Here is a 13848-nt window from a genome sequence, read left to right as displayed (position 1 = left end):
ACATTAATGTCACTTTACGATTGGCTCGGACTTAAGAGCCAGGATGATGGCATGACGTAAAAGCTAATGCAAAGCATTACCAAATGAAGGCCGCGACCTCAACTATCCCAAATACCGCGACGCCGGCCGCGACCGGCCAGCCAAGTGAGCGTACCCGCGACCACACCAGCAGCGTGACAGAAAGCCCGATGGCGGTGGCGATCCAGGAAACAGCGCTTGGGTTAACCGGTACAATGGATACCCCCAGCACGGCGGCAATCATCAGTGGGCCAAGAATACCCAGCCACTGGGGCATGTTATTAAGGCCACTTTCGCTGTTGAGGCGGCGCTGCATCCATAAAAACGGCACAACCCGCATCAGCAACGTGCCAATGGCAGAAACCGCGACCGCTATCCAAAGTGCAGTGCTCATGATTCACGCCTCCTGTTGGTGGCGAATCTTTGCGTATAGAACTGCGTGGAGTAGAAGCACAGCGCGCCGCAGGCGGCGGCTAAGGGAATCGCCACGTTGCCCCAGCCGACCAGGGTCAAACACAGCGCCGCTAAAATGGTGCAGCCCATGGCGACTGCCCAACGCTTGTCGGTAAAGCGCGGCGCCACCATGGTCAAAAACAGCGCGGGCAGCGCGAAGGGCATAATCTCACCCAGCAGCGGCCAGCGGGCGGTAAAGGCCTCACCGGCGGTAGCCCCCACCGCGGTGCCAATTATCCAGGCGCCCCAGGCCAGCAGTGATGCGCCCAAAAACCAACTAAAACGCTTTACCTCAGGCAGTTGGGGCAGTCGGGTTAGGGCCAGTGCAAACACCTGGTCGGTGAGGCCGTGCATTAACCAGGGCCAGTGGCGACTGCGCGGCAGTAGTCCCGCCAGGTTAGGGCCGTACACCACATGGCGCACGTTAATCAGCAGCGTCATCGCTACCACCAGCCACAGCGGGGCGCCTGTAGCGATCATACCGACAAATAGAAATTGCGAAGCACCGGCGTAAATCAGCGCTGAAATAGTCGTGGCCTCCAGCGTGCTAAAGCCGGCCTGGGTGGCGACTAAGCCAAATGACAGCGCCACGGGAATGTAGCCGCCCAATAGTGGGATGGCTTCTCGCACGCCCTGCAGCGCGCTACGAACAGGAGAGTGGCTGGCAGCTTGGCTCATGATGTTTGGCCTTCCAAACCATAGGTGATGGTCATCATCAACGTGGCCTCCGCTTCGTGGGTACGGTAAAGGTGCGGTTGATCGGCGGCGAAGGTGATGGCCTCTCCCGGTGTCAGTACCGTGGTTGCCCCTTCGGGCCCCGCTTCCAGCCAGCCGCTGATCAGTGTGAGTGATTCACGGGTGCCGGGTGTATGGGCTTCAGCATGACGCAATGTATGCGGTGCGCAGCGCATCCAGTAGGCGTCCACCTGAGGGGAATCCTTGCCTTGATCGATTAAACGCACCTGTACGCCATCTTCACCCAGCGGCACGCTGATTGGCGCTACCAGAGTGCCGAAAGGCACATTGAGCTGCACCGCCAGCCGCCAAATGGTATCCAGGGTCGGATTGCCGTTGCCTTGTTCAAGGCGACACAGGTTGGATTTGGCAATCCCCGCCTCATTGGCTAACTGCGACAGTGACCAGCCCCGCTCCAGGCGAAGTGCTTGAAGGTGCTGGCCCAACGTGTTGAGTGAGAGCTTATCCATAAGGCTGTCCGCTGTTCTTTATATAGAACGTTCTATATAAGGAACGTTCGTCTGTCAATGGCCTCGCTCGGCAACAATAGCCTTATTCGGAAGTGGCACCCTCTAGCGGCGGCGCGCTGGGAGTATGCCTAATGGGGCACTATGCCCCGGGCAGTGCTAGTTGTTCGCTTCCTTGGAGCGGCAGGCCGCTGCAGTAAACAGCACATCGGTAGAGGAATTGAGCGCAGTTTCGGTGGAGTCCTGTACCACGCTGATCACAAAGCCAATCGCCACCGCCTGCATGGCCACTTCCGTGGGAATACCGAACAGGTTGGCGGCCATGGGAATCAGCATCAGTGAACCGCCCGCCACGCCTGAAACGCCGCAGGCCGCCAGCGCTGAAACCACGCAAAGTAGCAGCGCCGTGGGAAAGTCGACGCTAATGCCTAGCGTATGAGTGGTCGCCAGAGTGATGACAGTAATGGTGATGGCTGCGCCACACATATTGATCGTTGCACCCAGCGGAATGGAAATGGAGTAGGTGTCAGGGTCGAGCTTTAGGCGGCGGCAAAGCTCCAGGTTCACGGGGATATTCGCGGCCGAACTGCGGGTGAAAAAGGCAGTAATCGCACTACCGCGCAGGCACGTAAACACCAGGGGATAAGGGTTTTGCCGGGTGGTGAAGTAAACCAGCAGCGGGTTGCTAACCAGCGCGACAAACAGCATACAGCCCACGATCACACCCAGCAGTTGGGCGTAGTTGAGCAGCGACTCAACGCCGGATTCTGCCAGCGTGCCTGCCACTAAACCAAAGATACCCAGCGGCGCTAAACGAATCACCAGTGTCACAATGCGGGTGATCGCTGCGGATAAATCGCTCAATGCTTGGCGGGTGGTATCGCTGGCTTGGCGCAGCATTAAACCCAGGCCGATAGCCCAGGCCAAAATAGCGATAAAGTTAGCCTCCATCAGCGCACTAACCGGGTTGGCAACCGCGTTTAGCAGCAGGTCGCGTAGAACGCTAAAATATCCCCGGGCGGGTTGCCGTCAACTTGCCCCAAATCTAACGTAAGCTCCGTGGGAAACAGGAAGCTGGCTGCCACTGCAATGAGCGCGGCGATCAGCGTGCCCACCACATAGAGCACCAGCACGGGGCGAATATGGGTGGGTTGACCTTTTTGATGAGCAGAGATCGCAGCGGCTACCAGTACAAACACCAAAATGGGCGCCACTGCCTGCAATGCGGCGATAAAGAGCTGGCCAAGTAGGGCCACGTCGCTTGCAATGCCCGGTGAAAACAGGGCGAGCACTACCCCGGCAACGATACCGATTAAAATCTGCGGGATAAGGCCCAGCCGAATAAGTGGCCGGAAAACGGTGCGGGCGGTGGCGATCATTGCGCAACTCTCAGGTAGTAAAAGGTGGGTGGCGTATCGGCGTTTAGCCGCTAACGCGCCTGAAAGGGGCGGTATTCTATCAGCTACGACCTGCCTCCGTTACTTTTCAGCGACTGTGTTTGGCTTGATAAATACCTCTAACTGATGTCGTTTGCCATCCAGCGGAATGCGTACTTCACCTTGTTGACGGGTCAGTATTCGGCCATCGAGCTGCGCGCTGGGTGCCTCATCGGTGGTGGTAACCTTAACCGCGTAGTGGGTGGCGGCAATGGTTAGCGTTGCGCTAAAACCTGGCCAGTCGTGGGGAAGGCAGGGGGCAATCACCAGCCAGCCACCTTCTCGGCGAATGCCCAGAATGCCCTCCACCCCAGCGCGGTACATCCAGCCCGCTGAGCCTGTGTACCATGTCCAGCCGCCGCGTCCGGTATGAGGCGCAACCGAATAGACATCCGCAGCCACCACATAGGGTTCTACGTGATAACGAGTGACCTCTTCGGTGGTGCGGGCATGATTGATCGGGTTGAGTAGCGCAAAAAGCCCATGCGCTTTGCTGCCCTCGCCGAGCTTTGCAAAGGCGAGAATCGCCCACATTGCGGCGTGGCTATATTGCCCACCGTTCTCGCGCATACCGGGCGGATAGCCGCCGATATAGCCTGGGTCGCGCTGGGGCTGATCGAAGGGGGGCCAGAACAGTAGCGCAAGTTGCTCATCGTGCCTGATCAGCTCACGTTCCAGTGACGCCATGGCGAGGGCTGCGCGGTGGGGGTTTGCTGCCCCCGAGAGTACCGCCCAGGTCTGGGCAATCGAATCAATTTGGCAGGCGTCGCTCCCTTTACTGCCCAGCCAGCTGCCGTCATCAAAGGTCGCCCGGCGGTACCACTGGCCGTCCCAGGCGTTGCTTTCCAGCGCAATACGCAACGCAGTGATATGGGCACGCCAACGCTCGGCGCGTGGAGTGTCCATTGTGGCTGAGTCCAGTGTGGTTGAGTCCTTAGCCGCTGAAGGCGCTTGCTTTTCGCGCTGCTGGGCAAAGGGTAGAAACAGCTCCAGGGTATGCACCAGCAGCCAGCCAAGCCACACGCTTTCGCCTTCGCCCGCTTCGCCAACGCGGTTCATGCCATCGTTCCAATCGCCGCCACCGATCAACGGTAAGCCGTGCTCGCCGGTTAGATCAATGCTTTGATCCAAGCCTCGGGCGCAGTGCTCAAACAGCGAGGCGGTTTCCCCTGCGATCATCGGCTGAAAAAAACAGTCGTGCTCTTCAGGCGCTAATTCGGCACCTTCCAGAAAACTCACCGTCTCGTCGAGCACGGCGGCGTCGTGGGAAGTGGCAATATAGCGGGCGCAGGCATAAGCCAGCCAGACCCGGTCATCGGAAATACGCGTACGCACCCCTTGGCCGGAGTGGGGCAGCCACCAGTGCTGGACATCGCCTTCGACAAACTGGCGTGAGGCGGCGCGGAGCAGGTGTTGACGAGTGGTTTCGGGGCTGGTGAAGGTTAACGCCATGCCATCCTGTAACTGGTCACGGAAACCATAGGCGCCGCTGGCTTGGTAAAACCCTGAGCGCGCGGTGATTCGGCAGGCAATGGTTTGGTACATTAGCCAGCCGTTAAGCATGATGTCCATGGCGCGGTCAGGGGTGGCCACTTGTACCGCGTTAAGCTGCGTTTGCCAGTGCGCAGTGACCAGTGCGAGCTCCGCGTCAATGTCCGCCTGGCGATACCGCGCGATCAGCGATTTGGCTTCAGCGGTTGAGCTGCTTTGCCCCATCAGTACAACGATATCGACGCTTTCACCTGCCCCTAGCGTTACGCTGCGGTTAAGCGCGGCACAGGGATCCAACCCCGCACCGTGGGTGCCGGAAAGCGGAGCCTGGCTGCGCAGCCCCGCGGGCGCCCCCAGGCTACCGCCGTGGCCGATAAATTCACAGCGGTCAGCCGTCCAGGAAGTTGGTTGGGTGCCGATATCCAGAAACGCTACCCCAGGGAAATTTATTCCAGGGATTCTCCACCAGCAGCGCGCCGCTATCGGCGTCTGGGTGCGAGATCAGAAAAGGCGCCGAGCCGCTACGTGAAGTCCCTAGCACCCACTCGGCATAAGCCGTCACCGAGAGCTTGCGTAGTCGCCCGGAGTGATTGCTAAGGCGTAGCCGTGAAATCCTTAGCGGGGTCTCTAGGGGCACGAAGTGCAGAAGCTCCAGAGCGATCCCATCCACTTGGTGCTCGAACTGGCTATAGCCGAAGCCGTGTCGTGCCATGTAGCGGCCATGATCCCGCAAAGGTCGGGCAGTCGCGGTGAAGAGCGCCATCGTCTCTTCATCGCGAACATAGATCACATCGCCACTTGGATCCATCACGGGGTCGTTTGACCAGGCTGTGAGCTGGTTTTCGCGGCTGTTATCCGCCCATACATAGCCTGCGCCTTCTGCTGATACCTGAAAGCCGAAGCCTGCGTTGGCGATCACGTTGATCCACGGCGCGGGCGTGGAGCTCCCTGCCTCAAGTACCGTGACGTACTCACGACCATCCTGAGCAAAGCCGCCCAGGCCATTAAAAAACTCAAGCGTTGGGAGTGGCGTTTCGCTGGCATTGAGCGGGGTGTGCCTGGGTAGGGGACGTTTGACCAACGCTTGGGGCGGTGTTGTGGCAAGGCGTGTGGGCAGCGTCAAGGCTAATTGATTCGCTATGCTGCCGCGATGGGCCATTAATGCAACGCAGGCGATCGACTGAAGCTGCATACGTACTTCCAGACTTATTAGGTCGGCACGCAATGCAATCACGGCGCCCTGAGCGAAATCTTTTTTAAGACGAGGTTGTGTTTGGCTGCTAAGCACCGCTGTTTCAATGGCCTGCTGCAGATCCTGAATATAGGAGGAGGAGCGCTCATTGATAATCACCACATCCACGCCCAGCCGCTTCATGCGCCAATATTCGTGGGCACGGAGCAGTTGGCGTACCTGGCCAATGTCATCAATGCTATCAATGCGCATTAAAATTATCGGCAGGTCACCGGAAATGCTGTGTTGCCAGAGTCGCGACTGCGGCCCGGCACCACGCTCAATGGCTTCGGCAGGCGCTCTAAAGCGGGTATCAGGGTAAAGAATTGGCGCGGCAAGACGCTGAAAGTCGGCGGCTTCTTCAGGCTGAATGCCCAAATGGCGAAGCTGCACCTGTGCCTGAGTCCAGGCGAGGGTTTTGGCGCGCTCAAAGGCGCTGCGGTCGTGGTGTTTATCAATTAGATCCATCAGCGCCTCACGGGAGGAGGCGACCACAGTCCAGTAAGCGATTCGGGCCGCTTTGCCGGGGACCACGCGCAGGCAGTAGCGCAGTGCAAAAATAGGATCCAGTACGCTGCCGACACTGCTTGAAAGGTGCTGGCCCTCTGCCAGCGCTGAGGCATGCAGCGTACTTCGGCCGCGGCCTAAAAACCGGGCCCGGTCAGTCTCGAACTCCAGCTCGCCCACGGTGTCGCCCTCTACCACCGCAAAGTGAGCCGCCCACACCTGCTCTTCATCGGGTGAGCGCCGCCGCCTTGTGGCGATCAAGGCGTTGAAGGCTTCAAGGTACTCGGTCACCACAAACATTTTGGCGAAAGCGGGGTGCGCATTGTCGGTACTGGGAGCGGTCAAGACTAATTCTAGATAGGAGGTGATCGTGATGTCCCGGGCGTGACGACCGCTGTTGGTGAGCGAAAGGTGGCGAACTTCGCTGTCGTCCTCGCCTGAAACCAGCACCTCCATGTGGCTGGTGATGTCGTCATGACGATGGCTGTAGCGAGCATAATCCTCGGCAAATATCGCATGGCTATGTTCATCGTTAGCGCCGGCCGGGTGCGCCGCCGTTTGCCCTGTGGCTGTCCACACGCCGGGGTGCTTGGCATCGCGCAGAAAAATAAAGCTGCCTAAGTGGTCGCGGGTGGCATCCGGCTGCCAGCGGCTAATGGCTACGTTGCGCCATCTGCTGTAACCACCGCCGGTGGCCGTTAGCATCACCGAGTAGCAGCCATTGGAGAGTAAATGGGTAACGGGTGCGCCACTGGCTGTTGTTGAAGCACGGCGAATAGTTTGTGCTTCGTTAATCATTTGACTCGCGTTTGACTTCACCTCTTCAGCGCGGGGGTGGGCAATCGCCACGTTACGCGGAACCCGCTCTTGAAGCAGCAGTTCGCTGGCTTGAATCATCGGTTCGCGGTGAAAGCGAGCGCGCATCTGGCCGTGATGCAGGGTGTTAGCAATAGCCGCGATGGTCATGCCCTGATGGTGGGCCATAAAGCTGCGCACAATCACCACTTTCTCACCTGCGGGTAGCCGCGAGCGAGTGAAATCGAGTGCTTCATAGAAGCCATAGCGGCCTACTGCACCCATCTCCGCCAAGCGTTTGAAATTACGACAGGCGCCGTTGGGGTCAACCATGGCGGCTAATCCGGTGGCGTAGGGTGCGATCACCAGATCAGCAGAGAGCCCTCGCTTGAGCCCCAGCCCGGCACCCCAAAATTAGAATATTGATAGGTGAACTCCCGATCACGGGCATTATAAGCGGATTCGGAAATACCCCAAGGGGCGGAGAGCTGGGCAGCGTAGGTCTCTTGACGCTTTACCACTAGCCGGTTGGTTTGCTCCAGCAGGCTGCCCCCAGGGGCGCGCATCACCAGCGAGGGCATCAGGTATTCAAACATCGATCCCGACCAGGAGATCAATGCCGAGCCAAAGGTGACCGGGGTGGCAGCACGGCCGAGTTTGAACCAGTGGCGGGTGGGAATATCGCCTTTGGCAATTGCAAACAGGCTAGCCAGGCGCGCCTCAGAGGCCAGCAGGTCGTAGCAGCTGGTATCCAGGCAGTTGTCATCCAGCGAATAACCAATCGACAGCAGTTGACGCTCGCTATCGAGTAGAAAGTCGAAATCCATGCCCAGTGCCAGGCGTCGCGCCGAGTCCGCAAGCTGCTGCAGGCGTAGGGCGAGTGCACCCTCTTCAAGGTTTGGCTGGGATTCCCTGTCATGGCGGTGTTGCGCCACTGAGGCGTGCAGTGCTTGCAACCAAAACAGCAGGTCTTCGCTGTATGGGTCGTTATGCTCGCTGAGAGGAGTGCGCGAAAGCGTTAACGTACTATCCGTCAATGCGGCGATAGTTGCCAAGCATCCCGTCGACATCACTTTGCCTTTCAACTGAGCGTCTATGGCCTCCAACTGCACGCTAAGCTGAGCCGTGAACTCTTTCGACAAAGTGGATGCTTGTTTAAGTGTCTGACGGGCCAGGTTTAGGGTGTCGGCAATGCCTTCGCGTGGGTCAGCTAGATAGCCTGCCGTCTGCCAGGTTTCGCAGGCATTGGCGATAGCGATAAGGTGCCCTGCAAGGTTGCCGCTATCCACCGTTGACACATACCGGGGGTTAAGCGGGCGCAGGTCGTGGGTGGCGTACCAGTTATAGAAGTGCCCCCGGTAGCGGGGTAGTCCCAGCATCACGCCCAGGGTGGCTTCGAGTCGCTCAAGCGTCTCATGGGTACCTGTCCAGCCGAAATCCCGTGCCGCCAGGGTGGAGAGTAGGTAGAGCCCCATATTGGTCGGCGAGGTGCGCTGGGCGAGGGCGGGCTGAGGATCCTCCTGAAAGTTATCCGGCGGTAAGCGGTTATCGGTGGCAGTCACGAAGGTTTCGAAAAAGCGCCAGGTTCGCCGAGCAATAACCCGTAGCTCAAGGGCTTCTTCTTCTGAGATGGTGGGTTGGACAACGGCGCTTGTGCTGCTGCTTAACCAAGAAGCCACTGCTGGTGCCGCCAACCAAAGCAGTGCTATGGGGAGTGTGATTGGCCATGTGTGGCTGGCTGTCCAGAGTGCACTGATAACCACCGCTAGCCCCAGTGCGGTGCCTGGGGCCATGCGCTGATAGAATCCCAGTACCGTCAGCGGCGGGCTTTTCATCGACTGGGCGGCAGATGTCCACTCCAGTAGACGCCGGTGGGTGACCAGTACGCGGGCGAGCGTTCTGGCGATGGCATCCAGCATGCGCCATGCTTGGTCAGGTAAAAACAGGATCAGTAGCAGCATTTGTGCGCTACCCAGCTTTAGCTCGTCAAACCAAAGGTGGTAGTGGTGGCGTAGTCTAGACCACGCCCGGAAGGGAACGAATGAGGCCGTTAGGGAGAGCAACACCGGTGCCCCGACAACGGCCAGTAGTAGCAGTGTACTGGTAATAGCCATGCTCAGCGGCAACTGCCAGCTAACCGCAAGGCTTGCCAACACTAATAGTGGCGTTACCGAGCGTCGCAGGTTGCCGAGCATTTTCATCCGCCCAGTGAGCGGCAGCGCCGGGGCGATTAGCCAAGGGAGCAGTTGCCAATCACCGCGTGTCCAGCGGTGTTGGCGCTTGGCGGCTACATCATAGCGGGCCGGGAAGTCTTCAATCACTTCGATATCGGAGGCGAGTCCCGCACGGGCAAATACACCTTCGAACAAATCGTGGCTGAGCAGGCTATTGTCGGGCACCCGGCCAGCCAGCGAGGCTTCAAAGGCATCGATCGCGTAAATACCTTTACCGGCGAACGAGCCTTCACCGACCAGATCCTGATAGAGATCTGAAATAGCGGCGGCGTAAGGGTCGATGCCCCCAGGCGCGGAGAATAGCCGCTGGTAGATAGAACCTTCGCCCCCTGTGGGCAGCGACGGCGTCACTCGAGGCTGCAATATTGCATACCCCTCCACGACCCGGCGTAGCTGTTGATCCATTCGTGGCTGGTTTAACGGATGCGCCATTTTCCCGATCAACTGGCTGGCTGCGCCCCGGGGCAGGCGGGTGTCGGCATCCAGAGTGATGACGTAGCGCACGTCACTGGGCAGTGGCGGCGGCTCGATAAAGGTGGTGTCCGTGGCGCCACGTAGTAGGCGGTTTAGCTCGTGTAGCTTGCCCCGCTTACGCTCCCACCCCATCCAGGTATTCTCGCTGGCGTTAAATACCCGCCGCCGATGAAGCAGAAAGAAGCGTTTATCGCTATCCAGGGCGAGAGGACAATAACGCTTATTTAACTGCTCCACCGCTGCTTGGGCAGCCGTTAACAGCGCGGCCTCATGGGGGAGTTCCGCTTGGGGGGCATCCACGCCGTCAAGCAGCAGCGCATAGCCAAGCGCCCCCTCACCGCTGGACAAGTGGTGCACTTCAAGACGCTCAATCTGTTCGCGCAGATCTTCTTCGCTGGTCAGCAGCGTAGGCACCGCCACAAGGGTTCTTAACTGTGGCGGAATGCCTTTGGCAAGGTCGAGCCCAGGCAGCGGTTGAGCGTCGATAGAGTAGATAGTCAGGCGGTTCACGATCAGCGTCGCGACTTCCATAATGGGCAGGAAACCGAACGCCCCTAGCAGCATAAGCCAGGGTAACGGTACATCACCCATCGCCAGCGGCAACGAAAGCAGCAGCCCGCCGGCCAGCGTCATCAGGCTCAATGTCACCACGGCCATCAGTACGATATAGCTGCGAATGCCGTGGTGAATGAGTGTCCGGCGCAGCCATTGGCGTGAGGAGGGGGTAAATCGTATCTGCCGCTCAAGGGTTATCCGCCCTGAGCCCACCAAGAAGTAGCCAGGGTCTCCCCGGCGTGCAGCTTCGGCCGGGTCGCTGGTGGCGTCCCCTGCCTGCTGGGAGAGTGAGAGCGCCGCTTCGACTACCTCAAACTCGCTGAAACGAGAGCCACGGGCGAGTTGTTCTATGGCGCTGCGATACTGATTGCGGGTGGGGAAATCGAGCTGGCTGAAGTGGCTTTGCTGGCGTAACCGGCTATCCACTAAACTAACGTTCTCAAACAGCTCCGCCCAGTCGATGCTGGAAACGAAGCGCATGCTGGTGATGATATTGCGCACGGTTACGTTGGCGGCGCCTTGGCGCTGCTGAGCGTGCTGAACCATGTCGTCAATGCTTTCACCCTGCTGGCTAAGTTGCTCGTTTAGCCAACCTACCAGCGGGCTGCAGCGGGGGTCTAAGCCGCGTAGCCGCTTAGCGAGCTGAGCGGTGAAGGGCTCTGCTAATGGCCCTTTATGAATATTGAGCGTGCTGGTTTCCAAGTGAAAGGTATGACGTTCCTGGGAGGTTTGCCGATCCGTGGGCGTTAGCCATTTAGCGGCCAATGCATCGGCTTCGTCCCTTGCGGTTTGTTCGCTGATAATTTGGTCGGCAAGGCGTCGCAGGTTCTCGATCAGCACAATGCGTAGCGTGATCGCCACTGCCCAGAGCTCGCCAATGGTCAATGACTGAACGCGCTGATAAGCGGTGATAAAGTTCTGCAAATTATCCAGGTCGACATGGCTGTCGGTATGCGCCACAAAGGCCCAGGCGATACCGAATACCCGCGGGTAGCCCGCAAAAGGCCCGTTGGCTAACTTCGGTAGCTGGCGGTAATACCCAGGGGGGAGGTCGCTGCGTATCTCACGAATTTGCGCTTCAATTAGGTGGTAGTTATCGAGCAGCCAAGCGGCGGCAGGCACAATTTCTCGCCCACCTGCCAGCGCTGTGGCACTGGCGCGGTAAACGTCCAGCAAAGCGCGCGCGTTATCGTTGAGCCGTCTTGCTAACGAAACTACCTTGGGTGGCGTGCTGGTCACTGATTGGTTAAGCGCCAAGCTGCCGGCGTGCTGTTCAAGTCGCTCTGCGCTGAAGAGCTCTTCCCTGACGGGGCTAGTCGAGTTCCACGGCGCTGCAAACGTAGGGTGCGGACGCACAAAACGGAGAAGTTGTTTCACAGATTCCATCCTGGTGAGAATGCACCTCGGTGCACCAACGATGCTTCCTTACCAGAACAATGGTCGTGATGTGAGATTTCGTCCGTGCGCTAGCGCACATTGCGCTTATGTCACTGTTAGTATTTGCGCATAGTTAAACTAAAGTTGTTAGACTTTGGTTGTAATTAATGGCAAATCACTGGACTAATTGCCTATTGCAGTTAATAAAGGGCGCCAAAGGAGGTTCCGTGTCGCCCATCGTGCGGCATATATATCGGAATGTTGATCCTCGATTTGTTCTTTTCACTCTGACCGTAAGTGGCGCAAATTGTATGCATAAAACTGCCCTGATGACGGTATGGGATCAGCTATGGCACTCCCACTACCAAGCCAAAAACCTATTGATGTGCGCGCTACCTACGGGCGGGGCCGCCAACGCCGCGGCTTCGAATACCAAGCGTAATCCTTCCCCTCAACCTAAGCCGCCTGCCTACACCACGCCGCAGAAGATTGGCCTGTTGCTTGGTCCGCTGCTGTTCGCTTTTGTGGTGTTGTTCTTTCACCCTGAAGACTTAAGCTTTGAAGGGCGTATGGTGCTCGCTACCACTCTGTGGGTGGCCGTATGGTGGATCACCGAAGCTATTCCGATTCCCGCGACCTCGTTGCTACCCATTGTGCTTTTACCGATTACCGGCGCTTTGGATGGCAATACCGTTACGGCCGCCTACGGTAATCCGATCATTTTCCTGTTTCTGGGCGGTTTTATGATCGCGCTGGCAATGGAGCGATGGGATCTTCACAAGCGTATCGCGCTGTCGATTATTGCCGTGTTGGGCACCAGTATTAATAGCATCGTGTTTGGTTTTATGGCCGCGACGGGCTTTTTGTCCATGTGGGTCTCCAACACCGCATCGGTCATGATGATGCTGCCGATCGGTACCGCTATCGTGTATCAGGTGAGTCAAGAGCTGGCGAAAAGTGACGGCGACCACAGTGCCGAAATCGATAAGTTCAGCAAAGCGCTGATTTTTGGTATCGGTTATGGCGGTACCATTGGGGGCCTGGGCACGCTCATTGGAACCCCTCCGAATATCATACTCGCCGCAATTGTAAATCAGCTGTTTGGCATTGAGATCTCCTTTGCCGGTTGGCTCATGTTTGCATTTCCCATTGTGTGTGTACTGCTTGTTATCACCTGGCTGCTACTTACGCGGGTGTTTTTCCGCATTGACTTTAGTCACCTACCAGGTGGCCGAGAGCTGATTAACAAAGAAAAAGCGGCGCTGGGTAACACCAGCTTCGAAGAGAAAGCGGTGCTGGTGGTGTTTTTGTTCGCTGCCTTTATGTGGATCACCCGCTCGTTCTTGTGGCAGGGGCAGATCATCAATATCCCCGGCATCAATGACACCATGATCGCGATTGTCGCTGCGCTGCTGTTGTTTTTGATTCCCTCCAAAAACAAAGGTGGTTGTCTGCTGGGTTGGGACGTGGCGAAAGACGTACCCTGGGGCATTCTGCTGTTGTTCGGAGGTGGTTTGGCAATTGCCGCAGGCTTCGGCTCTTCCGGCCTGGCGGAGTGGATCGGTGGGCAAATGAGCGTGCTGGAAGGCGCCAACTTCCTGTTGGTCATCCTGCTGGCGACCGGCATGGTGCTGTTCTTGACCGAAATCACCTCGAATACCGCCACGGCCACCATGATTCTGCCGGTGTTGGCGTCGCTGGCGCTGGCGCTGGATATCCACCCCTTCGTGCTGATGGTGCCCGCCGCCATGGCCGCCAACTGTGCCTTTATGCTACCTGTTGGTACGCCGCCCAACGCCATAATCTTCGCCACTGGCAAACTGAAAATTATCGAGATGGTGCGCACCGGCTTCTGGATCAACATCATCGCCATGCTGCTGATTGTGGCGGCGGTTTACTTCCTACTGCCGGTCATGTGGGGAGTTGATCTCACCAGCTATCCAGACGCCTTCCGTCGCTAGCGCTGGTTGAGCCTAGAGCCTTTAGAGAAACGATTAGCCCTGCCATTGAGCGGGGCTTTTTGTCGGTCGTTTATGTAGGTGAGGAGTTTTGTGGGTAGATTGAGTATCGGGTTG

Annotated in this window: 4 protein-coding genes and 2 pseudogenes; 1 reads left to right on the top strand and 5 read right to left on the bottom strand. The window is 58.0% G+C overall.

Annotated elements, in window-relative coordinates:
* Window positions 1-76 precede the first annotated feature (76 nt).
* The 5 genes and pseudogenes from FDY98_RS23810 to FDY98_RS23790 form a co-directional block, all read right to left on the bottom strand.
* Window positions 77-412: an AzlD domain-containing protein gene (locus FDY98_RS23810; RefSeq protein ID WP_027958561.1), complete on the bottom strand. Its 336-nt coding sequence runs from the start codon at window positions 410-412 to the stop codon at window positions 77-79.
* Complete coding sequence (locus tag FDY98_RS23805) at window positions 409-1149, bottom strand: AzlC family ABC transporter permease (RefSeq protein WP_027958560.1); 741 nt, start codon at window positions 1147-1149, stop codon at window positions 409-411. The genes FDY98_RS23810 and FDY98_RS23805 overlap by 4 nt, the downstream gene beginning before the upstream one ends.
* Window positions 1146-1676, bottom strand: coding sequence for a helix-turn-helix domain-containing protein (locus FDY98_RS23800; RefSeq protein ID WP_022522427.1), 531 nt, complete (start codon window positions 1674-1676; stop codon window positions 1146-1148). Before FDY98_RS23800 ends, FDY98_RS23805 begins: the two co-directional genes overlap by 4 nt.
* A gap of 156 nt (window positions 1677-1832) precedes the next feature.
* Window positions 1833-3052 (bottom strand): annotated as a pseudogene (gene sstT, locus FDY98_RS23795) (serine/threonine transporter SstT).
* A gap of 99 nt (window positions 3053-3151) precedes the next feature.
* Window positions 3152-11782, bottom strand: a pseudogene (locus FDY98_RS23790) (GH36-type glycosyl hydrolase domain-containing protein).
* A gap of 320 nt (window positions 11783-12102) precedes the next feature.
* On the opposite strand from FDY98_RS23790, the gene FDY98_RS23785 reads away from it, so the two are divergent.
* On the top strand, window positions 12103-13734 hold the full coding sequence (locus FDY98_RS23785; RefSeq protein WP_035538204.1) for a DASS family sodium-coupled anion symporter: 1632 nt from the start codon (window positions 12103-12105) through the stop codon (window positions 13732-13734).
* Window positions 13735-13848 lie beyond the last annotated feature (114 nt).

Origin of the sequence: Halomonas sp. PA16-9 (assembly GCF_009728585.1) — a bacterium.
Taxonomy (GTDB): Bacteria; Pseudomonadota; Gammaproteobacteria; order Pseudomonadales; family Halomonadaceae; genus Vreelandella; species Vreelandella titanicae.
This window is presented reverse-complemented; position numbering and strand designations above follow the sequence as displayed.